The organism is Frigoribacterium faeni (genome assembly GCF_007988805.1).
GTDB lineage: Bacteria > Actinomycetota > Actinomycetes > Actinomycetales > Microbacteriaceae > Frigoribacterium > Frigoribacterium faeni.
Genome location: NZ_BJUV01000001.1, coordinates 163836 through 186808, shown reverse-complemented (window position 1 = coordinate 186808; position 22973 = coordinate 163836). Strand labels below are relative to the sequence as shown.

23 protein-coding genes are annotated in these 22973 nt (G+C 63.3%); 21 read left to right on the top strand and 2 right to left on the bottom strand.

Annotated elements, in window-relative coordinates; translation table 11 throughout:
* Positions 1 to 327: 327 nt before the first annotated feature.
* Positions 328 to 1074 carry a hypothetical protein gene (locus FFA01_RS00860; RefSeq protein WP_146851981.1) on the top strand — a complete coding sequence of 249 codons (747 nt, stop codon included), beginning with the start codon at positions 328 to 330 and terminating at the stop codon, positions 1072 to 1074.
* A 96-nt stretch (positions 1075 to 1170) separates the two neighbouring features.
* Here the strand turns inward: FFA01_RS00860 and FFA01_RS00855 are convergent, their stop codons facing one another.
* Complete coding sequence (locus FFA01_RS00855; RefSeq protein WP_146851979.1) at positions 1171 to 2709, bottom strand: DNA primase family protein; 1539 nt, start codon at positions 2707 to 2709, stop codon at positions 1171 to 1173.
* Between the two features lie 542 nt (positions 2710 to 3251).
* On the opposite strand from FFA01_RS00855, the gene FFA01_RS16460 reads away from it, so the two are divergent.
* The 18 genes from FFA01_RS16460 (at position 3252) to FFA01_RS00765 (ending at position 18628) form a co-directional block, all read left to right on the top strand.
* A complete protein-coding gene (locus tag FFA01_RS16460; RefSeq protein ID WP_146851977.1) occupies positions 3252 to 3578 on the top strand; it encodes an HNH endonuclease in 327 nt (108 codons plus the stop codon).
* A gap of 353 nt (positions 3579 to 3931) precedes the next feature.
* Positions 3932 to 5341, top strand: coding sequence for a terminase large subunit domain-containing protein (locus FFA01_RS00845; protein ID WP_146851975.1), 1410 nt, complete (start codon positions 3932 to 3934; stop codon positions 5339 to 5341).
* A gap of 68 nt (positions 5342 to 5409) precedes the next feature.
* Positions 5410 to 6582, top strand: a complete 1173-nt coding sequence (locus FFA01_RS00840; RefSeq protein ID WP_146851973.1) for a phage portal protein — start codon at positions 5410 to 5412, stop codon at positions 6580 to 6582.
* On the top strand, positions 6579 to 8093 hold the full coding sequence (locus tag FFA01_RS00835) for an HK97 family phage prohead protease (protein ID WP_146851971.1): 1515 nt from the start codon (positions 6579 to 6581) through the stop codon (positions 8091 to 8093). Before FFA01_RS00840 ends, FFA01_RS00835 begins: the two co-directional genes overlap by 4 nt.
* A 2-nt stretch (positions 8094 to 8095) precedes the next feature.
* The gene (locus FFA01_RS00830; protein ID WP_146851969.1) at positions 8096 to 8401 is read left to right on the top strand and encodes a hypothetical protein; all 306 of its coding nucleotides are present in this window, start codon (positions 8096 to 8098) and stop codon (positions 8399 to 8401) included.
* Positions 8398 to 8778 carry a hypothetical protein gene (locus tag FFA01_RS00825; protein ID WP_146851967.1) on the top strand — a complete coding sequence of 127 codons (381 nt, stop codon included), beginning with the start codon at positions 8398 to 8400 and terminating at the stop codon, positions 8776 to 8778. The genes FFA01_RS00830 and FFA01_RS00825 overlap by 4 nt, the downstream gene beginning before the upstream one ends.
* A gap of 9 nt (positions 8779 to 8787) precedes the next feature.
* Positions 8788 to 9204 carry a hypothetical protein gene (locus FFA01_RS00820; RefSeq protein WP_146851965.1) on the top strand — a complete coding sequence of 139 codons (417 nt, stop codon included), beginning with the start codon at positions 8788 to 8790 and terminating at the stop codon, positions 9202 to 9204.
* Between the two features lie 14 nt (positions 9205 to 9218).
* Positions 9219 to 9584, top strand: coding sequence for an HK97 gp10 family phage protein (locus tag FFA01_RS00815; protein WP_146851963.1), 366 nt, complete (start codon positions 9219 to 9221; stop codon positions 9582 to 9584).
* 14 nt (positions 9585 to 9598) lie between these two features.
* Positions 9599 to 9856 (top strand): hypothetical protein, encoded by a 258-nt coding sequence (locus tag FFA01_RS00810; protein ID WP_146851961.1) that lies wholly within the window; start codon positions 9599 to 9601, stop codon positions 9854 to 9856.
* A gap of 198 nt (positions 9857 to 10054) precedes the next feature.
* Complete coding sequence (locus FFA01_RS00805) at positions 10055 to 12367, top strand: phage tail protein (RefSeq protein WP_146851959.1); 2313 nt, start codon at positions 10055 to 10057, stop codon at positions 12365 to 12367.
* A 155-nt stretch (positions 12368 to 12522) separates the two neighbouring features.
* Complete coding sequence (locus FFA01_RS00800) at positions 12523 to 13287, top strand: hypothetical protein (RefSeq protein ID WP_182501103.1); 765 nt, start codon at positions 12523 to 12525, stop codon at positions 13285 to 13287.
* Positions 13284 to 15038, top strand: a complete 1755-nt coding sequence (locus FFA01_RS00795) for a hypothetical protein (RefSeq protein ID WP_146851955.1) — start codon at positions 13284 to 13286, stop codon at positions 15036 to 15038. The genes FFA01_RS00800 and FFA01_RS00795 overlap by 4 nt, the downstream gene beginning before the upstream one ends.
* A 10-nt stretch (positions 15039 to 15048) precedes the next feature.
* Complete coding sequence (locus FFA01_RS00790) at positions 15049 to 15459, top strand: hypothetical protein (RefSeq protein ID WP_146851953.1); 411 nt, start codon at positions 15049 to 15051, stop codon at positions 15457 to 15459.
* On the top strand, positions 15459 to 16121 hold the full coding sequence (locus FFA01_RS00785; RefSeq protein ID WP_146851951.1) for a M15 family metallopeptidase: 663 nt from the start codon (positions 15459 to 15461) through the stop codon (positions 16119 to 16121). Before FFA01_RS00790 ends, FFA01_RS00785 begins: the two co-directional genes overlap by 1 nt.
* 5 nt (positions 16122 to 16126) lie before the next feature.
* Entirely contained in the window at positions 16127 to 16438 is a 312-nt protein-coding gene (locus FFA01_RS00780; RefSeq protein ID WP_146851949.1) for a hypothetical protein, read from the top strand.
* Positions 16439 to 16450: 12 nt separating this feature from the next.
* Positions 16451 to 16924: a DNA-processing protein DprA gene (locus FFA01_RS00775; protein ID WP_146851947.1), complete on the top strand. Its 474-nt coding sequence runs from the start codon at positions 16451 to 16453 to the stop codon at positions 16922 to 16924.
* Between the two features lie 167 nt (positions 16925 to 17091).
* Positions 17092 to 17703 carry an acyltransferase gene (locus tag FFA01_RS00770; RefSeq protein ID WP_146851946.1) on the top strand — a complete coding sequence of 204 codons (612 nt, stop codon included), beginning with the start codon at positions 17092 to 17094 and terminating at the stop codon, positions 17701 to 17703.
* A 13-nt stretch (positions 17704 to 17716) separates the two neighbouring features.
* Positions 17717 to 18628 (top strand): tyrosine recombinase XerC, encoded by a 912-nt coding sequence (locus FFA01_RS00765; protein WP_146851945.1) that lies wholly within the window; start codon positions 17717 to 17719, stop codon positions 18626 to 18628.
* A gap of 16 nt (positions 18629 to 18644) precedes the next feature.
* On the opposite strand, the gene FFA01_RS00760 is transcribed toward FFA01_RS00765, so the two are convergent.
* On the bottom strand, positions 18645 to 19283 hold the full coding sequence (locus tag FFA01_RS00760; protein ID WP_146851944.1) for a murein hydrolase activator EnvC family protein: 639 nt from the start codon (positions 19281 to 19283) through the stop codon (positions 18645 to 18647).
* 129 nt (positions 19284 to 19412) lie between these two features.
* Here FFA01_RS00760 and FFA01_RS00755 point away from each other — a divergent pair, with 129 nt between their 5' ends.
* Positions 19413 to 20873, top strand: coding sequence for a sugar porter family MFS transporter (locus tag FFA01_RS00755; protein WP_244289630.1), 1461 nt, complete (start codon positions 19413 to 19415; stop codon positions 20871 to 20873).
* Between the two features lie 71 nt (positions 20874 to 20944).
* A complete protein-coding gene (locus tag FFA01_RS00750) occupies positions 20945 to 22687 on the top strand; it encodes a BCCT family transporter (RefSeq protein ID WP_146851943.1) in 1743 nt (580 codons plus the stop codon).
* Positions 22688 to 22973: the final 286 nt, after the last annotated feature.

The window sequence follows — 22973 nt, the reverse complement described above, 5'->3', positions numbered from 1 at the left end:
CGAGTCTCACACCGCGGCGGCACCCAACGAAAGGAACGTCATGAGTACTCAACATCGGGGCATGCCCCAGTCTAGCGCAGTCAAGGACAAAATTGACGAACGTGCGGCACATTTCAACAGCGTCGCGCGTGCAATCAACATGATCGTATCCGCCATGACGAAATTTGTTGTGGCGGTCACGTACTTGGTTGTGAACGTCACTGACCTGTTCGATCTGTTGACGTAACGAACGAAACGACGGCCCTGCCTCATCGGCAGGGCCGTTGTTCGTTTCCTGGCCGTGGCGTCTGACATGGACGATGTGCTGTGATCTGCCAAACTACATGAATGGAACTCAACGAATGGTCGGTGGTCGCAACCATCGGTGCCGCCATCGGTACGACTGCCTCCGCCGTCGTGGTGGCGTTTCAGGCTGTCTACACGAAACGGTCCGCTCAGTCCGCTGAAGCGGCGGTTGCTGTAGCTCAAGACACGCTGCGAGAGGCTCAGATCGCTCGCCTTGACGCGCGGGCGCCGCAACTGATCATCTCAGCGTCTCGGTACGTGATGACCGACGTGACGATGCCGGGTCCAAATTTGAAAGAGACGACTGTTGAAGACAACACGATTTTTCGGTTGCCACGTGACGAGTCAATCCGCTTGCGAGTGTTGGTCGACGTTGAAATCCGCAACGACGGCCAAGTGCCGATTGAACTCAAGGCCAGCAGCGGGTTCCGTGTAGGGGGTTTACACCGAGTGCACGTTCTCATCGTAGAGCCGAACCAAGTGACCAAGGGTGAGTACAAGATCGAGTATGCGTTGTCTCACTGGATTGGTGCACATAAGTATCAAGACAAAGACGGTGAGGGCACTCCAACAGCAGGACAGTTCGTGCTGAGCTATCGCGGACCAAATGATTCGGACGTTGATGCGGTGTACACCATCAAAAATTCGGGCTCCATCGTTGAGCCGGTTCCGGATCAAGAAGGATCATGGCGCATTACGGGCATATTTGACCGGGAGCTTACTAGCACGGTGATGCCAGCGGTCTTTACTTATCATCGGTCTAGGACCCGGGGAGACGTAATTTTGTGAGATTCGACTGGACAGGGGTGGACAGGGGTACTTGGTTTGTTCTCTAGAGATGATTACTAGGAGACGAACAATGAACCCCTGTCCACCCCTGTCCACCTAGTTAAACGAAACGCCTTTCCAGACGTTGACCTTGGTGGGGAGCGGTGGAGCGAAGCCACCACCGATTCGACGCACGATGCTAGCGTGTGAAGACGTTCGAACCTTCGTCACGTGGTTTCGATCCGCGAGATCGTGACCGCCAAACCGCGAGGCGAACGTCTGATCGTTCCAAGTCGAACGTCCTGAGTCCTTCAGCCACGTCGAGAAGTCTTCGTAGAGTTCGGTCGTCGCAACAGACGAGGACGGTTCGAACGTGAGGCGCTCCTTGCTGTACGCCAAGATCAGGTCCGCCTCTTCGCGCCAAGCTTGCGTGTCGGACTGAATGCTGAGGGGTACCGAGAACTGGCGCTTGCCGTTCGTGTAGTAATTCATCGCGCCCTCGACCACCCAGGCCAGCACGGCCTCAAGCTGGCGATCCTTGTTGTAGCGGATGCGATCTCGTAGGCCGGGGTCACCGTGTTTCTCGTTGGGGGCCATGAGTGGATCGTTGGGGTCTACGAACTTGTATGGGAACTTGACGAGTTGTAGACGACGCCAGGTGCCGTGGTCTGTCTCAGCTACTTGGGGAACGTAATTCGTGTTGAGGAACAGGGTGTGCGTGGTGCTCCACGACACGAAGTCCTGACGCATCGCGCGCGCAGTCATGACCGGGGTTCCAACGAGGTCCTTGAGCCTCTTCGTAGGGAGGCGATGACCCTCTGGGGTCTCCTCGATTACGGCCATGCGGGTGCCGCGCAGCGTCATGAGTTCTGTCGGGTGCTCACCTGGGTTGGCCAGCAAGACCTTCTCCGGCACGAACCCGCCGTACCCGCCCAGGGCCGACACGATGGCGTTGACGATGGTCGATTTTCCGTTCTGCCCTCCGCCCGTTTGGACGAGAAGTACGTCGTCATCTGTGGGATATCCGGTGATGGCCTGTCCATAGCGGGCCTGCATGTAGTCGTGAATATCAGTTGGCATCGCCTGAAGCGCGCGGTTCCAGTCGGCGTGCTTGGCGCGGGGGTGATACTCCGCATCCGTGATTTTGGTCATGTACCACCGAGCGGCGTGTGGATGCAGGCTTCCGGTCCGGAGATCCAGCACTCCGTTTTGGCAGTTGATCAGATCCGGCTCACGGTCGAACCAATCGGGCTGCCTAGTGAGTAGCCCCTTGAGGAAGAACGTGACCTTTTTGGCCTTGGACTCGGTGAGCAGTTGGGCGTACTGAGTCTTCACATGGTGGGCGTCCACATCGGGTCGCGAGCAGAGCATGCCGAAGAGCAGCTTGAGTTCCCGGCGCACGAGTTCGGTAGCGGAGGGGTCGGGGATGGAGACCCATACCTTCCCTTCCCAGTGGAGCCACCCGCGATCACGAGTCCATGCGAGGTACGTCGTCATGGGGTCAGCAATCGCCTCGCTCCAATTAGCGCCCGCGATGCTTCCTTCAGCAAGCAATTCGGCAAGAAGCGAGTCTTGCATTTGAAATGCCGTGTAGAACGCGGCCACTTTGTCAAAATCTACTTCAGCAGGCTCACCCTGCCCGACTAGGTCAGTCATTGTCGTTGCTCTCTGTCATTGAGGTGGTTAGTTCAAGAATCTGAGTGAGCATCGAGTGCGCTTCACTCCATGTGATCGGTTGCATTTCATTCCTAACGGAAAGCCCCGCCCTCAACGTTATGCGGCTCGACACGCATAAGGGAGGGCGGGGTGGTCTATATGAATGGCAGGTGTCGAGCGTGCCATATATCTATGATTGCACGGCTTGAACACTTTGATTGAAGAGTACTAACAACTTTCTCCTTGTCAACCGTGGGTTGGTGGGATACATACTCAATTCAAACTGTTCCAAGTTTGTTTAGGGGAAATCAGCAACACTCAGATAAGCACGACTTCCCATATAGGAAGTCGGACTAATCTCCCTTGGCCGCACTCATGTGATATATAGCATGAGATAATAGATACATGAAGATATGCCAGGAAGAGGGGTGTGAACGCCCCCTGTACGCCAAGGGGCTGTGCACGCCGCACTACCGCCGCGTGTGGCTGGCCAGCACCTCAGCGCCCGTCCCACACGGCACCGAGGGCGGGTATGGCAGGGGATGCAGGGAGCAGTGCTGCCGTGCCGCACACGCTGCTTACGCACGTGGAAGGCGGGCTGTTTCGTGAGTCAGCACAGTTCACACGGGCCTGAGTGGGATCGGCTGAGGGCGCAGGTATTGGCACGCGATAACTGGCAGTGCGCGTGGTGTGGCAAGCACCTTGAGGGTGCAGACGCAACGGTCGATCACCTAATAGCTAAGGCCAATGGCGGCACAGATGAGCTGACCAATCTCATTGCATCATGCCGGTCTGACAACTCCTCAAAAGGAGCACAAGAACTCGTTCGCATGTCGGGATTCAACCCGAAATGGCTTGATCGGCTCTGATCCGACCCGGGGGCTTTTCTGAGGGCACCCAGATCACCCCGCCTCAACCTCTTCTTTTCACAAACCAACTCTGAAAGATTTGAAATGTCCGACCGACTACCGACCACTTATATGGGCGCGGTACGCAAATTCATTGCCGCTCATCCCGAGCTAACCGCGACCGACACCCCGGCACTCGTGCAACTCCGCAGTCTGGCGAAGGAGCTAGACGACGATCCGAGCCAAGGCGCACTTCAGAGCCAATTCGGACTGGTATATCGGAACCTTGTAAAGCGTGTGGACGCGATGGCAAACCCGGTCACCATCGACCCTCTAGAGGCTGAGCTTGCCGCTCTCGAAAAGCGGTAAGCGCCATGCGAAGTACCCCACCCCTGTCCCCGGAATTCACCGCCGATATCGATGCCTATTTGCCGGTGATTCAGCGTGCCTGGAAATCGGGTACCGGGTACTCGCTCGCTCAGTGGCAGGTCGATATCTTGCGAGGCGCGACCGAGCAATACCCTGAGGGCCACAAGCGCGCCGGTCAGCTACGACACCGCCAGGCGTTCCTTAGCGTGGGCCGCCAGGCTGGTAAAAGTGAACTCACCGCAGCATTCGGTTTATATCTTTTGCTCCGCGATCTCCGCGGGGCGTATGTGGTCGGCGTGGCCCGCAGTCGCGAGCAAGCGGCGCTGATTTATGACAGGACCCTTTCGGTCATTCAGTCCAACCCCGCGCTTGCCAGTCGATTCAAAAAGCTCACCGAGACACGCGGTATCCGTGCTGTAGCGGGTGGACGCTACGAGTTAAAGGCGTCATCAAGTGCGAGCCTCCAGGGCATCCCTGTCTCGGGCGCGGTGTGCGACGAGCTTCACCTTCTCAAGCCTGAAGTCTGGGATGCCCTGGTAGCTGGTACGGGTGGACGCCGGAACACGCTCGTCTTCGGTGCCACGACCGCAGGTGATGACGAGTCGGAGCTACTGCAGCGTCTCTACGTCAATGCCGAGAAGAGCTTTGCGGGGGAGCTTGATCGCTTCTACGCGGTGATCTACGACGCCCCTGAGGCCCGTGTGCCGGACGATGACGAGACCCTGGCCCAATACATCACCGCCGCAAATCCGGCCGTTCAGGGCGGATACAAGGACGTTGAGGCGGTCATGTCTGACGTGCGAGGACTGCCGAAGAGCGAGGCCATCCGCTACTACCTCAACCGTTTCATCTCCGGAAACTCCGGCTGGATGGACCTCGGGATGTGGACGCAGTGCGCCAGCACAGAGGCGTTCCCCAAGGGTCGACCCGTCATCAGCATCGACCGCACCAACGACTGGTCCGCCGCGACCTTCGCCGCCGCCATCAAGCGCGAAGACGGAACACTTTTCACCGAGTTGGTCGCGTGGCCCCGCAACCCCACCATCGATCAGCTAGAGCGCTTGTGCATCGCCCTGTACGCGAAAGGTGTCGCAACTTTCGTAGTTGACTCATTCAATCTCAGGGAACTTGGGCTCCGCCTCAAGGGACGCGGTATGCCTGTCCGGTTTATCAACGTCGGGGACGTGTATTCCGGGGCTTCCTTGTTCTATTCGAAGGTTGCACATAAGGAAATACGGCATGGGGGAGACCTTCTGCTGACGATGCAGATACCCCGCACGGCGACCAAAGCGCGTGGAGATGACTATCGGCTCATTAAAGGGCCAACACTTATGGATATTGATTCCGTAATAGCGACCGTCAATGCCGTCTATGTTGCGGAGAATAACGTCGATATGGGACTCCAATTGTTCTGACCCTCAACTCACCACCCTATATATCAGGTAGAATGTTAAGTATAAACATTCGAATGTAGGGAAAAACGTTGAGCCGTTTCGGTGACTGGTTTTGGGGCGTCGAGTCCCGTGCTGACAGCACGGTGACTCCGCCCGATTCCACGTCCGCCGACAACCGTCTCGCGCACCGCATTCCTTCGCGCGCGCCCAGCGCTACCGGCGTGACGACCGAACAGGCCGTGACGCTCGGGACTGTCTACCGGGCCGTAGCGCTCATCAGCACCGCGGCCAAGCAGGTCTCCCTTGACGTGTACCGCGGCGACCGCCTTGTTGCCAACTCGCCTACGTTCATCCGTCAGCCTTCCGCCGATATGTCACAGCGCAGCTTTGTGGAAACAACCGTTACCAGCATGGCGCTCACGGGTAATGCTTTCTGGCGCGTTGACCGCGACGCCTCGGGCAAGGTTCTCAACGTCACCGTGCTCGACCCGCAGGCCACGCAGGTTGATGTAGACAGCGCAGGGACCGTCAAGGGGTACCGCACCGGTTCCGATTACTTGCGTCCTGAGCGCGTCCGTCACCTTCGCCTGACCCGCATCCCCGGGCAAGCGCTCGGTCTCGGTCCCATTCAGGCCGCCCAGTCCGAGCTTCGTGGTGCGATAGACACGCGAGACTACGCAGCAAATTGGTTCCGCGACACCGACACACCTACCGGCATCCTCAAGTCCGACCAGAGCCTCACTCCCGAGTCCGCCGAAGAGGCCAAAGCCCGCTGGGAAAACAACGGCTACGGGGTTCGCGTACTCGGCAACGGGCTCAACTACAACCCGATCTTCCTAAGCCCCGAGGACGCCCAATGGATTGAAGCCCAGCGCTTCTCCACGACCGGCATCGCCCGCATCTTCGGCATCCCCGCAGCACTCCTCCTAGCTGACGTGCAGGGCACCTCGCAGACCTACAGCAACGTCTCCCAGGCGTGGACCGAATTCGCCCGCTTCTCTCTCACCGCCTATGTCTCCGAGATTGAGGACGCTCTGTCCACTCTCGTCCCCGGCCTCGGCGTCGTCCGCGGGAACTTTGAGGGCCTACTCCGCGCCGACACCACGACCCGCTATGCCGCCCACGCCGTAGCGCTCGGAGCCGGATTCGTGACCGTCAACGAGGTCCGCGCCATCGAAGGCCTAGCGCCTCTAGCGGGCGGCGACGACCTCAAGTCCGCATCGCCGGCTCCCACTCCCGAGACCCCTGAGGTAACCGAATGACCGCCATTGAAACCCGCTCCGTAGAGCTACGAGCCGACGCCGACTCCGGCGTCGTTGAGGGCATCGCCGTCCCCTGGAACGAGCGCGCCACCATCGGTGGACGGTTCGAAGAGATGTTCGAACGCGGCTCCATCGACGCGACCGACGTGAAGTTGTTCTGGCAACACCGCGAGGTCATCGGGAAGGTCATCGCCTCTGAGGATCGCGAGGACGGCCTATTTATTCGTGCCCAGATCAGCGACACCACTCAGGGCCGCGACGCCCGCGCGCTTCTCAAAGACGGCGTAGTTGACCGCTTCTCGGTCGGCTTCATTCCCGTTGAGCAGCGCACCGAAGACGACGGACTCATCGTCCGCACCCGCGTAGACCTCCGCGAGGTCTCCGCCGTTACATTCCCCGCCTATTCCGGCGCAACCATCACCGAGGCCCGTGAGGCCACCCCAACCAATAAGGAAATTCCCGTGTCAGAAAGCACCGACGCAACTGCAGAAGTTGCAGAACTCCGCACTTCTATTGAGGCCCTAGACCGCCGTCTAGAGGTCACAAACTCTCGACTATCCGAGCAGGGTGAGCCTGCATTTACGACCGACAACCGCTCCGCTGGTGAGGTTCTTAAGGCTATCGCCAAGGGTGACGCTGAGACCACACGCGCTTATACAGGTGGCACCACTGCTGACTCTGTAGTTAAGGACGCATGGGTCGGAGACCTCACTCGCCTGATCGAAGAGGCGGCACCACTCCGTGCCCTCTTCGCCAGCGGCACTCTCCCTTCTGAAGGACTAAACGTTGAGTACGGGCAATTGAAGAGCGACTCCTCTGTTGTTGCCGTACAGGCCAACGAGGGCGACGATCTCGTCTTCGGCAAGGTGCAGCTAGAAACCAAGTTCGCACCCGTAAAGACCATCGGTGGCTACACGCAGCTTTCCCGCCAGGAGATTGAGCGCAGCAGCCTCAACATCCTGAACGCCAGCCTCAACGCTCAGGCAATCGCCGCCGGAAAGGCCCTCAACACGCTATTCCGCACTGAATACGTTAAGGCTGTAGCAACCTCGACCACTAACAACAACACTGTTACTGCTCCTGGTGCATCCGCGACCTATGTTGATTGGATCAACGCAATCGTTGACGCATCGGGTATTTACTCCGACAATGGCCTCTCCCTTGACGCCCTCGTTGTTGACACCGCGACCTTCAAGAAGCTCATCGCTCTGCAAGGCAGTGATGGACGCCCCGTCTTCCTTATCACGGGTGCCGGTACAAACAACGTTGGTGCCGTATCTGTTAAGTCTCTAACCGGCGACATTGCTGGTGTTCGTATCGTGCTTGACCCCAAGCTCCCTGCAAACAAGAACGCGTTCATCAACACGAATGCGCTCCGCGAATTCCGCAGCCCTCTTGTCCGCTTGCAGGACGATAACATCATCAACCTTTCCAAGGACTTCAGCGTCTACAGCTACACAGCTATCGCTAACGAGCTTCCTAATGGCATCGTGCCTTTGAAGGCTGCGTAAGCATGATCACGTTGGATGACCTTCGGAGCTACGTCGGGATCACGGCCCGCGACGACGCTGATCTAGAGCGCGCCCTGACAACAGGTGTCGCTTTAGTAGATCAGTATGTCGGCAGTGCCGTGGTCCCCGTTGGGGTGCGCGATTACTCGTATCTCGTCGCCGCTTCCGAGGTCTTCCAGCGCAAGTCCGCACCCATGGGGATCAGCCAGTTCGCGACAGCGGACGGGGCACCCATGCGAGTGAACCGCGACCCCCTGGTGAGCGTCTACCCGTTGCTTCAGCCCTTTGTCGGATTGGGGTTCGCATGAGTCTCGACCTCGCCGCAGAGCGTGAATTTGTGCGCGTCATCCTCGCAGACCTCATTGGGGACGACGGAGCGGCATACACGTACATTCCCGAGCGCACTGTGCTCCCCGCCTATCTTGTCACCCCGAATAGCCCGTACCTCTCTTCAGGCCAGACCTTCGCCACGGCGACTTTGAACCTTGAAGTCACGTACGTATCGGCCCGTGGAGGCAACGAAAAGGTCACGCAGGAAGTAGACGACAACATCTCCTCCGCTATCACCGCTCTCATGTCCGCGGGCATCTCCGTCAACGGGGCCGATCAGCCTCAAAGCATCACGCTCAACGGCATCGCGTACCTGTCTCAAACCATCCAAATCTCTTTCACCATCGATCTCTAAGGAATCAAAATGCCTAGCACACGGCTAAAAGGCTCCGGCCTCGTATTCACAGTTGGCACAACTGACTTTGCCGCCGACGCAACTAATGTCCGCATACTTCACACCGATTCAGATTCCGGCACGGTGACCTTCGAGGACGCCTCCAAGGGCACAACTCAGCAGGCCTCAATCGCCGGAACGATGATCCAGTCCCTTACCAGTTCAAGCTTCTGGCGCTATGCCTGGGCAAACTCTGGTAAGGAGATCGCGTTCAAGTTTGCACCCGGACTAAATACGACTGCAACCGCAGATAAGCCCATTTTTACCGGCACGGTCCGTATCGGTAACCGCCCCGATCTCGGTGGAGACGCCCAGGTAAGCGGGGATGACTGGACTGCTGATTTTGAGTGGAAAGTTGTCGGCGAAGTAACAACATTGGTCAGCTAAGAATGGCCGCGCCGGTGACCGTCAAGGTGGAGGGCCTGAATAAAACAATTCGCGCCCTCCGCCAGAGCGGTGCCGATATGCAGGACATGAAAGACCTCATGCACGAAATAGGCACCTTGATTGTCAACGCAGCACAACCTCCCGTCAAATCGGGAGCCCTCGCAGGAAGTATCCGTGCAGGACGCGGCGCAACAAAGGCTGTAGTCCGAGCGGGGGGAGTGAAAGCCAAATACGCGGGCGTGCAGAACTACGGGTGGCCCGCCCGCAACATCCCCGGAACACGATTCCTCAACGAGGCAGCAGAAGCTCAAAAGGGTAATGCGATCTCAACCCTGGATCAGGGTATAGGCGAAATCCTTCGCCGCAACGATCTTCAATAAGAAACGGAAAAGCAATGTCTAGCAAGTTTGATTTCGAATCCCTCACCCTCGGCGAGGTGGCATTCCTAGAGAAGACCACCGGTCTCTCCTTAGGGAGCATCGGGGATGACGACGCACCAAAGGGCGACCTTCTCATGGCCCTAGTCGTAATCGTCAAGCGCCGCACGGGGAGCCCCGAGTACACAACCGTGGACGCCGCGCAGCTAACCCTTACCGCCGCTAACGCGATCATCGGCCTCGGTGATGACGAGGACCCCGAAGTAAAAAACTAGTCCAGCGGAGGGCCGACGATCTCGCGAAGTTCGTCGTGCATCTGGGCGTCGCGCCCTCCGAATACCACGCCCTGACCGTTCGCCAGCGGGACGCGATCATTCGCGAGGCAAACAAACGCAAGTAACCCCTATGCCGCCTCGGCAGAGTTTCCGTTCTCTGCCGGGGCCCACACTATTCCACGTTGAAAGTAGCACAAAATGGCTGGACAGACCGTCATCGTCAGCGTGCTTGCCGACACCAAAAAGGCAACCGCGGGTCTCTCCGACGTGTCCAACGGATTCGGCAAGCTCGGCAAGGTTGCAAAGCTCGGTGCCCTCGGTGCCGCCGCAGCCCTCGGCGCTGCCGCTATCGGCATCGGTGCCCTCGGGGTTGAGGCCGTTAAGAGCCTCGCCCGCATTGAGCGCCTGAACGCGCAGACCGAGGCCGTTGTGAAGTCAACGGGCGGTGCTGCGGGGCGCTCCGTTGAGCAAATCAACACGCTTAACGGCGCACTTGAACGACTGACAGGCGTTGAGGCCGAGTCGATCCAAGAGGGGCAGAACATGCTCCTCACGTTCACGAACATCAAGGGCACGACCTTCGATGCGGCCACCAAGTCAGCCCTAGACCTCTCCGTTGCCATGGGCACTGACGTGAAGTCTGCGTCGATGACTCTTGGTAAGGCGCTGAACGACCCCACGGCAGGTCTCAGCAAGCTCACCAAGCAAGGTGTCACGTTCACCGATCAGCAGAAGCAGCAGGTCGCTGCCATGCAGGCCGCGGGTGACATGGCGGGTGCGCAGGGCATCATCCTGGCCGAAGTCAACAAAGAGTTCGGCGGGTCCGCTGCCGCGTTCGGCTCCACCACGTCCGGTCTCGTCGCCAAGATCGGCAACGAATTCGGCACCGTCACCGAGTCCCTGGCCTCCGGCCTGATGCCCTCCATCAAGGGTGCACTGACCCTCGTCAATGACTTCCTGGTCCGCCTGAACGACTCCGAGGGGTTCGCCTCGTTCGTCTCTGGCCTCAACGGCGTCATCTCGACTCTGATTTCTGGGACGTTCCCCGCAGCAGACGTGGTGAAGCAATTCCTAGGTATCGCTACCGCTGTGTCCCCTCTGGCCCAGGTCTTCAACTACTTGCGCACTAACGCCTCAACCGTTGCTCCGACGTTCGCTGCTCTAGGTGCGGCCCTCGGCGGTGCATTCGTTGCACTTCTGCCGACCGTTGTGCAGCTTGCTACGAGCCTCGGGACTGTCCTAGGGACCGTCGTGGCCGCCGTGATGCCCGTTGTGATCCAGCTTGTCGGCGCCCTCGCCGGGGTGCTCGTCACCCTTGCCCCGGTCATTGCAGAGGTAGCCGGGACCATCGGTGGAGCCCTCGTCACCATCCTCATGACGCTGGCCCCGATCATCGGCCAGCTTGTGAGTGCTCTGGGGCCTGTCCTGACGACGATCCTGGTCGCCCTCGCGCCCATCATCACCCTCGTTGCAACGGTCATCTCGACGCTGCTAACGGCGATCATGCCGCTGATCACGGGTGCCATCCTGCCCCTGGTCGCCGCCGTCCTAACCCTGATCGCACCGCTGATCCAGCTTGCCGCAGCGGTCCTCACACCGCTGATAGAACTCTTTACCGTCATTTTGACCCCGATCCTGGGTCTTGTCGGTGTCATCGTCTCCGCCCTGGTCCCCGTCCTGAACGTCCTCATCCAAGTCATTACCTTTGTGGTCAAGGTCATCGCTGGTGCGTTGACTATTGCCGTCCGGGCGATCAGCGCCCTCTTCAGTGGCAACTTCAGCGGTGCCGTCCGTTCTCTCGGTGACCTCTGGTCGAGCGTCTGGGGCCGAATCAAAGCGGTCTTCCAAACGGCTGTAGCGGGTCTCCGCGCTGGCGCTTCCGCCCTGGTCGGATTCTTCTCGGGCATCTGGTCGTCAATCGTCGCGGGTGTCCGGAACCTCGGTGCTGGCATCCGCACCGGCTTGAGCGCTGCCGTCGCATTCTTCCGTCAGCTTCCCGGTCAGGTCCGTTCCGCAGTCGGCAACCTGGGGAGCCTCCTCGTGTCCGCGGGCGGGCAGATCGTCTCAGGTCTTGTCGCCGGTGTGCGGGGGAGCTTCGGACGCATCGGGTCCATCGCTGCCGACATCGGTCGGTCATTGCTCAGCAACGTGAAATCCACGCTGGGTATCGCTTCGCCGTCGCGCCGCATGAAGGAACTCGCCGTGTTCGCGGTGAAGGGTTTCGCCGGTGGTCTCGCAGAGCTAGCACCGGTCCGCGCATCGATGCGTGCCCTGACCAATCTCGTCACCGACACACCCGCCATCACGCCGACCGCTTCGGGCTCATTCGCCTCGCAGGCGCAGTCCGAGCTTGACACCGCAGCGCTCACCGCTCGGGTCCGCCTCGTTGTCGATCCGCGCGACGTGCAGCGGGCCCTCGACGGTCAGAGCTTCGCCGCGGACGTCACCGCCCGCACCCAGTCCACATTTTCATCTCAATTCGGCACACGCCAGGGAGTAGGCGTGCCGTGAGCAGCCAAATTACAAGTACCGAAATTGTCAGCGCATACCGCTGGACCGGCACCGCTAACGCCACGACCTCGCAAGAGGTAACCCGTGGCGTCGTTGCGCGCACAAACTACGCATCCCGACCCCAAGTTGAGGCCGGAAGTAATACGGGCAACCGCGTGACGCAGACGCGCGTGACCGAGTGGTCCACCTCGGGCGGCGCGTCCGTTGGTCTTACACCGGACGGCTCCGCATCCCGGGACTCGTTCCTCACAGTCACCTTCGATGGCCTTGCACAGGGCACTACGTACACGGTCAGCGCCGATATCCAGGTCCCCGCAGCGCAGACGAGCACGGCCTTGGACGCACGTGCGCGCCGCGTAGTCGTATATAACGCCGTCGAAAATGCTGCTCTGCAAAGCGCCGCCGCATTGAATATTGCGGGAGATACCCGCCGCCTTGCCGTCACTTTCACGGTCGGTGCGAACGCACCTCTTATCAGGCTCTACAACGGCTCGGAGCTTGCCGCAGACGTAATCCGCTGGGACTCCGTGCTCATCACCGAGGCGCAGAACGATCAGACGTACTTCGACGGGTCGAGTGACGCCCGCACCGCAGCCTCAAATCCCATTCAGGTTGTCGGCTACGAGTCCAACCGCGAGTCCAAGAACGTCTTCCACGACGTGCTCGGCGGCGGTCAGGACGCGGCCCTCTCGCCTGCCGGACTCCGCACCGGGACGCTGACCTACAAATTCTTGACCGAGGCTGACGCCTACGAGTGCGAGCTAATGCACTCGGGCACCGGCGTCCTGAAGTTCCGTGACGACCACCTGACCACCATTGGTATGGCCTACGTGCCGGACGGCTCCATCACCCGTGAGCTCAACGTTGAGGGGCGCGTCTTCTGGCTTGTCAGCGTCGCCTTCCGCGAGGTGATCGTATGATCCGCCGACCCGTACGCATGGCGCGCCTGAAAAACTCGAGCCTGCAAACCCTCGCCACCTTCCGGCTCCTCTCCGGCTCGCTGTCGGCTGACGAGGATTGGGCTCCGTTCGGTCGCGCGCAGATCGTTATCGCGAAACCATCCGCTGCCGTGATGGCGTTGCTCGACCCTGCAACTCGGGTGTCCGTTGAGCTTGAGCTTGCCGCGGATGACAGCGCCCTTGCGGTGTGGAACGGCACGTCTCTCTTCCGCTTGGCCCTGGTCGGAACTGAAGTCAACGATGCAGAGGGAACCGTCTCTCTCAGCCTTATGTCCGCGGAGCAGTATTTGCAGGATTACAAGCTCCCCTCGACAACCGAAGACTTGGCGGCATGGGGCCAGCAGTCGAGCCTGCGAAGCATCGTCTACAACGTGCTGAACCGTGTCCTGGGACCGAGCTTCACGGCATCGTATGACGCCCTTGACACACCGTTTATCACGTACTCCGAGATGACGAACCTGATCGAAAACCCCAGTTTTGAAATCGCGAACGCCGCAGGGTGGACGGCAGGGAACGCCGCAATTGAGCGCTCCGATTCGTGGGCGGCGACGGGCACCTTCTCAGGTCGAATCAATCCGACAGGATCAACTAATGACACGTACACGGCCACGCAGCCGGGCATGTCGGCGGGCCAGCAGTACAGCATCTCGGCCACGTTCCGCATGGGGGAGACCCCGGGCGGCATGATCAACAGTCGCGCCCGCCGCATCGTCATTGTTGCCACCGTCAACGGCACAGGCCGCGTCATCGCACAGTCCGACGCGGGGCCGTCCGCACGATTCACCAACGGACGTGTACGCACGACGTTCACCGTTCCGGCTACCGCGAGCAACGTCGAGGTACGTCTATATAACGGCTCTGGCCGGGCGAATGACGTTGTGTATTGGGACGCAATTCTCCTCGTTGCGGGCAATGGGCTTGACACCAACAACGTCTCACTCATCCCGTACTTCGACGGGAACACTACTAATACGAGCGCGTACGCCTACAAGTGGGACGGGGACGCCAACGCGTCAACGTCCACCCGCGTACCGGTCACGGAGCGTCCGCCTGAGTCGTTGACGTGGAGCCCTGGACAGTCAGCGTACGACTTCCTTAAGGGCATCCTCGACGCGGCCAATCAGCGTCTCTTCTGTGATCTCGACGGCACGTTCATCCTCACGAATAACGATTACAGAGACCGCTCCGACGTTGTGCACTTTGATTACGGGGCGAACCTGTATTCGGCCAATGAGCTACGGAGCCGCACCGCCACACAGCCAGACGGCACGCCTCTCTTCGCGGACGGCGTGCTGATCACGTATACGTGGCGGGACCGCAACGGCATCGACCGCAAGCGGACCGACTACGCGGGGCCGACCAATCCGCAGTCTGTCTACCCCATCGAGCGGACCAGCACCGGCTACCCGGGCAAGACCGCAGCCGCATACCTCCTAGTCCGCCTCCGTGCGAAGCGCGTGATGCAAGAGGTAACCGCTGCCGAAGATTTCGACCTAATGCCGGGCCGCGAGGTCTCGATTACGAGCGCGCCGGACGTGACCCGGACCGGTTACGTCACCGCCGTCACATGGGACCTAAGCACCGCAGAAATGACGGTCACGACGAAGGGGCTCGTAAACACGCCGGTCAATGCCTGGAATCAGCAGCCCGCCCAGAAGACCTGGACCTCCCTTCCCACGGGCACAACGTGGGCCACCTACACAACTAGTTAAGGAACACAAAATGGCAATCGGAGACGCAGCAGCAGCCGCAGGGCTCGCAACGTACACAAGCAACCAAGACATCAGACTTGGTTACGAGAACGACAACAGGCGCGGTGACGAGATCGCCGCCGTCATGGCCCGGACGACACGTGTCGAGAACCGCAACATTGTCAACGCCGGACTCTCGTCTGCGCAGACGGACGGCTCGGGGACGATCTCGGTCGCGCACGGGCTCGGGGTCATACCGAAAGGGGTGACCGTCAGCGTCGTGACCGGATCAACGATCCCGGAACACTTGACCGCCGTCGTCGTCAACGGGTCGATCTCGCGCACGAACTTCGCCTTCCGCGTGTACAGGCATGATGACGGGCGCAATGGGCAGGCCTTCACCGGCAACACTGTGCAATTCACGTGGGTCGCGGTCGGCTAATGGCTACCGACTATGCAGGCCCGCAGGTCTCAATCGGTAACGGGCAGACGATCAACGCAACGGTCGCGCCGTACCTCGCTGCGCTCACCGCCGCCGTGCTGGCCGACCCTGCCGTAGTCGCGGCGGGCATCACGACCCTCACCTACACCGAGGGCACCCGCACGTGGGCGCGACAGAACTACCTATTCGTGAATCAGGGCAAGCCCGGCTTCAACCCCGCGTACTCACCCGACCGACCCTCCGACCACCAGTGGGGGAACGCCATCGACTTCGGCTCCGGCGCGGGCTACGCAGGCACACCCGTGCAACTTGCCCTTCACCGTCTCGGGCCGATCTACGGCTTCAGTTTTCCCATCAAAAACGAGCTATGGCACGGCGTCTGTGACCCCGCCACGGCCCAACCCCTACCCGCACCAACCCTTCCCGAGGAGGAAGACATGATCGACATTCTGTTACTCAAAGCACCCCAGGAACGGGGCATCTTTGGGTCGGGATTCAACCAAAAGTTCAAGGACACCAGCGAAATGAATATGACCCTTGGTGTGCTCAAGCGTGCCCCAACGGTCCGTATCACCGAGGTCACCGTCACCGCACTCGAATTCGCGCGCATCGACTGGGCAACCCAGCCTGACGACCTCGACACCATCAAGAACAGAAAGTAAGCACCATGAACAAGACCGCCGCCTTCATTGCCTTCATCGGCCTGGCCGCTGTAGGACTTATCGGGTCAGTGGTCCTAGCGATCCACCGCCCCGACGCGACTGCAACCTTTACCTCTCTTATAGTTACGATCCTTGGACTCGCGGTCACCGCCGTAGGAACGTTCTACGCGCTGGGCAAGCAGGGCGAAAAGATCGACACAATCAAGTCGCAGACAAACGGGACGCTCTCCGCACTCCGTGAAGACAATCAGTCTCTCCACCAGGAGAACGCAGCCCTCCGCGAGCAGGTCGCGAAGGGGGAGACGCCGCCTGCCTAGCGTGCATATAACTTGACTTTCTGGCAGCGCAACCGCGTCATCGCGGCGCTGACGGCCGCGACGGTCGTCGTCGAGGCGGGGCGGAGATCCGGTGCGCTCAACACCGCGGCGCACGCGCAGGTGCTGGGGCGACCGGTCGGCGTCGTGCCCGGGCCGGTCACCTCGCCGTCGTCGGCGGGCTGCCATGCGGTGATCCGGTCGGGGCTCGGTGTCTGCGTGACGTCGGTGGACGACGTCGTGGGACTCCTGCCGGGGCGGTTCCCGGAGGACGCCGACGAGGCCTCCGCTCGCGAGCACCCCAACCTGGTCCGGGTTCGCGATGCGCTCAGCGTGCGTGTCGACCGGAGCACGGACGAGGTCTCGGCGGCGAGCGGGTTGTCGACGGGTCGCGCCCGCGAGGTCCTCGGCGAGCTGGAGCAGCTCGGGCTCGTCGCCCGGTCGGCGGACGGCTGGCGGCGCATGCGGGCGGCGACGGGCCGGGGGTGAGAGCGAGGTGGGACGCGGGGTGACGGGGTCGTTGCGCCGTAGCGGGGGAGGCCGACGAGGGCCTAGCGTCTCGGAGCGGGACGACCGTCTCGCGAGCGTCGCACGACGCGGGTGCCGGGCCGCTGCGCGGCCGGGCGGGACCCGTGACCGATCCCGACAGGACCGCCATGACCCTGCCCGACACCGACACCGACACCGGGCCGGCCGCCCCGCGCCGACCGTCTCCCGGTCGCCGGTTCGCCCGCGACCTCCGTGAGGACGCGACGTCGGCCGTCGAGCACATCGTGTTCTCGCGCCTCCTCGGATCGGTGCTCGTGCCCCGCACCGCGCGGCGGCTGCTGCTGCGTGCGGCGGGGGCGCGCGCGGGCTCGGGGCCGGGCGGCGGTTTCCGCCTCGTGGGCCGGCCGGGCGATCTCACCATCGGCACGAGCGTCTACATGAACCGCGGCGTCTTCGTCGAGGCCGTCGCCCCCGTCTCCATCGGGAGCGACAGCGCACTGGGCATGGAGGTCATGATCGTCACGAGTCACCACGAGCTGTCGCCGACCGGCGCCTGGGACTCCCGTGCGTCGGGTCGGCCCGTCACGATCGGCGAGCGGGTCTGGGTGGGAGCTCGAGCGGTGATCCTCCCGGGCGCCGTCATCGAGGACGACGTCGTCGTGGCGGCCGGCGCCGTCGTGACCGGCAGGCTCTCGTCGCACGGCGTCTACGCGGGCGTGCCCGCGAGACGCATCCGCGACCACTCGGCGTCGGAGACCGTGCGTCCCTCCGCGTCGTGACTACTCTGGCGGCATGATCGACGTCGACTCCTTCGTGGAGCACCTGCGACACGGTCGCGGCCTCAGCGAGCACACCATCCGGTCGTACCGCTCGGATCTCGCCGATCTCGTCGACTTCGCCCGGGTCCGCACCGGTCGTGAGCCCGTCCTCGGCGATCTCGACCTCGATCTGCTCCGCGAGTGGCTCTACCGTGCGACGCGATCGGGCCTGGCCCGGGCCACCCTCGCCCGTCGGTCGGCCAGCGCCCGCGCCTTCACCCGCTGGTCGGAGGAGACCGGCCGGACACCGACCGACGTGGGCGTCCGCCTCCGGGCTCCCAAGGCCGAGAGCCGCTTGCCCCGGGTCCTGACCGAACCGCAGATCGAGACGCTCCTGCACTCCCTCGAGGTCCGCGCCGAGACCGACGACCCGGGGGCGCGGCGCGACCTCGCGGTCGTGGAGCTCCTCTACGGCTCGGGCCTGCGCGTCTCCGAGCTCGTCGGCGCGGACGTGACCGACGTCGACCTCGGTCGGCTGACGGTGCGGGTGACCGGGAAGGGGGCGAAGCAGCGCGTGGTGCCCTTCGGCGTGCCGGCGGCCGAGGCCCTCGGGCGATACCTCGACCGATCCCGCCCGACGCTCGTGGCCGCGGGCGACGGGTCCGGCACGACGGCCTTCTTCGTGGGCGGCGGAGGCGACCGTCTCGGGACGCGGGCGGTCCATCGGCTCGTCGCGCGCCTCCTCGGCGACCTCCCCGGGACGGGCCCCGCGGGGCCGCACGCCCTGCGCCACACCGCCGCGACGCATCTGCTCGACGGAGGGGCCGACCTGCGGGCCGTGCAGGAGATGCTCGGCCACGCCAGCCTCGGCACGACGCAGATCTACACGCACGTGTCGACCGAGCGGTTGCGCGAGAGCTACCGGACGGCGCACCCCCGCGCCTGAGCCGGCCCCGTCGGTGTCAGCCGAGGGGGCGCGTCGGCAGCAGCACGGACGGTCGGCCGCCGCCGAGGTAGAGCAGAGGCGAGACGTACTCGCCGTCGAGCCGGGCCCCGAGGTGCACGGCGTCGACGTCGGGGGAGTGTCCGGCGACGACGACGCCCACCGTCTCTCCGCGAGCGACCGGGTCGCCCGCCGAGACGGCGGCGGTCACGGGTTCCAGGCTGCTGACCAGACCGTCGGCGTGGGTGATCGACAGCACGGGGCGGTCGACGACCGTGCCCGCGAACCGGACGACGCCGTCGTCGGGCGCGGTGACGATCGAGCCGGGGGCGGCCCCGACGTCGATGCCCCGGTGGCCGGGGGACCACGGCTGCTCGGGGGCGACGAAGGGACGGACGACCGGGTGCGGCTCGGCCACGGGCCACGACCAGGGCGTGCGCGGCGCGAGGGCCCGGGTCGCCGCCGCGGACGACGGGGCCGGGGTTCGACCTCCGACCGGGGCCGATTCCGGGGCCGCCTCGTCCGGCGAGGCCCCGGCCGCGACGACCCCGCCCGCCACGAGCACGACGGCGAGCACGACGGCGACCACGACCGCCTCGACGGTCCGGCGCGCCGTCGCCGCGGCCTGCCGCGAGGACGGATCTCGTGCGGGTGTCATGCCGCGATTCTGCCGAGTGTGCACCCCGGTTCGCCGAGGCGTATCGTTCACGGGTGCACGACCATCGGGTGCACGACGTTGTGGGGGAGACGAGGCCAGGCCCCTCTCCTCGGAGCAAGAAGGAGAACCGTGTCGAACTCGGCGCAAGCATCACCAGAGGCCAAGAAGCTGAACAGGCGGGTGACGGGTCTCGCGATCGCGGCGGCCGTCGGAGGCTTCCTCTTCGGCTTCGACTCGTCCGTCATCAACGGCGCGGTGTCGTCCATCACCGACGAGTTCGGCCTCACGGAGTTCGCCTCCGGCTTCGCCGTCGCGTCGGCCCTCATCGGCTGCGCCATCGGCGCGTACGTCGCAGGCCGTCTCGCCGACAAGATGGGCCGGATCAAGGTCATGCTGATCGGGGCCGCGCTCTTCCTGATCAGCTCGATCGGCGCCGCCGCGGCCTTCGCCGTCTGGGACCTCGTCCTCTGGCGCGTCATCGGCGGTCTCGGCATCGGCATCGCCTCGGTGATCGCCCCCGCCTACATCAGCGAGGTCTCGCCGAAGGCCATCCGCGGGCGTCTCGCGTCGTTCCAGCAGCTCGCGATCACCCTCGGCATCTTCGCCGCGCTGCTGTCCGACCAGCTCTTCGCCGTGACCGCAGGCGGCGCCTCCGAGCCGTCGGTGTTCGGCCTGGCCGCCTGGCGCTGGATGTTCCTCGTCGGCATCGTGCCCTCGGTCGTCTACGGCATCCTGGCCTGGCGCCTCCCCGAATCGCCCCGGTACCTCGCGGGCGAAGGGCGAGAGGGCGAGGCGCGGGCCGTGCTCGAGAGCATCGTGCCGACCGAGACGGTCGACACGAGCCTGAAGGAGATCACGGACTCCATCAAGACCGAAGCCGAGCTCGACAAGAAGTCCTCCATCCGCGGCAACCGCTTCGGGCTCCAGCCCATCGTCTGGGTCGGCATCATCCTCGCCGTGCTGCAGCAGTTCGTCGGCATCAACGTCATCTTCTACTACTCGACCACCCTCTGGCAGGCCGTCGGCTTCCAGGAGGAGGACAGCTTCCTGATCTCGACGATCACGGCCATCGTCAACGTCGCGGTCACCTTCATCGCGATCGGACTCGTCGACAAGGTCGGCCGTCGCCCCCTGCTGCTGACCGGCTCCGTCGGCATGTTCGTCAGCCTCGCGGTGACGGCCCTCGCCTTCAGCCAGGCCACCACGTCGGCGAGCGGCGACCCGTCGCTGCCTGGAGCCTGGGGTCCGGTCGCGCTCGTCGCGGCGAACCTCTTCGTCGTCTCGTTCGGCGCCACCTGGGGCCCGCTGATGTGGGTGCTGCTCGGCGAGATGTTCCCGAACAGCATCCGCGCCACCGCGCTCGGCGTCGGCAGCATGGCGAACTGGATCGCGAACTTCATCGTCACGGTGTCGTTCCCGAGCCTCGCGGCCCTCAGCCTGACCCTGTCGTACGGCATCTTCGCGTTCTTCGCCCTCGTCTCGTTCTTCTTCGTCTTCGCGAAGATCCCCGAGACGAAGGGGCGCTCCCTCGAGGAGATGGGCGTCTCGGCCACCGACGGATCCGTCTCCGCCAAGAACGCCCGCGCCTGATCGCTGGCATGATCGATGAACGCCCCGACCGCGTACCGGCCGGGGCGTTCGCCGTGTGAAAGGACTTCCCGATGAGCCACGCCGACGACTCGACCCCGTTCGAGCCTGCCGACGAGACCACCACCACCACGACCTCCGAGGCCCCGGCCGGCGGAGACACCGGCGGGGCCGGCACCGAGGAGGCGGTGGTCGCGCCACCCCGCACGCGCGCGTTCGCCCCGTGGGTCTTCTGGCCCGCCGCGGCCGTCATCCTCGCCTTCGTCGCGTTCGCGATGGCGTTCCCCTCGGTCGCCGAGGGGCTCTTCAGCTCGGTCCAGAGCGGCATCGTCGGGGCCTTCGGCTGGTACTACGTGCTGCTGGCCGCCGCGTTCGTCGTCTTCGCCCTCTGGATGGGGGTCAGCCGCTACGGCGACATCCGCCTCGGCAAGGACGACGACGAACCCGAGTTCTCCCGCGTGTCATGGCTCTCGATGCTCTTCGCCGCCGGCATGGGGATCGGCCTCGTCTTCTACGGGGTCGCCGAACCGCTCAGCCACTACGCGAGCCCGCGTCCCGGCGTCACCGGGAACGACAACGAGCTGGCCGGGCAGGCCCTCAGCCAGACGTACCTCCACTGGGGCGTGCACGCGTGGGCGATCTACATCGTGGTCGGCCTCGGCATGGCCTACGCGATCCACCGTCGCGGACGTCCCGTGTCGATCCGCTGGGCCCTGGAGCCCCTGCTCGGCGACCGCGTCAAGGGCGGCTGGGGCAACGTCATCGACGTCGTGTCGGTCGTCGGCACCCTGTTCGGGGTCGCGACGTCGCTCGGCCTCGGCGTGCTGCAGATCTCGGCCGGCCTCTCGGCCGCGGGGCTGGCCGACCCGACCATCGTCGTGCAGATCGTCCTCATCGCCGCCATCACGGGCGTCACGATCTTCTCCCTGGTCAGCGGTGTCACCAAGGGCATGAAGTGGCTCTCGAACATCAACATCGTGCTCGCCGCGCTCCTGCTCGTCTTCGTCCTCGTCAGCGGACCGACCCTCTTCCTGCTGCGCGACTTCGTGCAGTCGCTCGGCGCCTACCTCCAGAACGTCGTCGGTCTGACCTTCACTGTCAGCGCCTTCTCGGGTGCCGAGGGCGAGGCCTGGCAGGGCTCGTGGACGACCTTCTACTGGGGCTGGTGGATGTCGTGGGCGCCGTTCGTCGGCATCTTCATCGCCCGCATCTCGAAGGGGCGGACCGTCCGCGAGTTCGTCGTCGGCGTCCTGGTCGTCCCGACTCTGCTCACCTTCCTCTGGTTCAGCGTCATGGGCGGGGCGGCGCTCTACCGGCAGGTGTTCGGCGACGGCGCCCTGGTGGGCGCCGACGGGTCGGTCGACACCGAGGGAGCCCTGTTCGAGATGCTGCAGGGTCTGCCCGGCGGTTCGATCGCGGTCTTCGGCGCCATCCTGCTGATCGGTCTGTTCTTCATCACGTCGTCCGACTCGGGCTCCCTCGTCCTCGGCATGATCTCGACCGGCGGCGACACGGAGCCCAAGACCTGGGTCCGCATCTTCTGGGCCTGCGTCACGGCCCTCGTCGCGATCGCCCTGCTCGTCACGGGCGGGCTCGACGCGCTGAAGACGGCGGCCATCATCACGGCGCTGCCGTTCAGCGTCGTCATGATCGGCATCTGCGTGGCGACGTTCCGTGCCTTCGACTCGGAGCACAAGCGGTTCCTCCGGGCGCAGCGTCGTCAGTTCCGCGACAGCATCGGCGACCACTTCGGCCTCGAGGAGGCGCGCCCCACCAAGCGGCGTCTGCTCGGCCTGGGCAGGCGATCCGGTCGGTGAGATCCGCGGTGGTCGCCGTCCTCCGGGGCGGCGACCACCGCCTCCCGGGGTGCTAACATGATCGATGCAGCCTGCTCAGCAGGCTGACTTCGCGTGCCCCGTGAGTCCCCGGACTCACCGATCGCGAGCCGGTCCGTCCGGCTCCGGTCGCTCACGGCCTCCACATCCACTCGGTCCGATCGCATCTCACGGTGCGCTCGGCGGACGTGCGCCCGGGTACCAGGCAGCGGCGACCGACCGGTCGTCCAGAAAACCGACAATCCGGCGCACCGACGCGTGCGCCCAG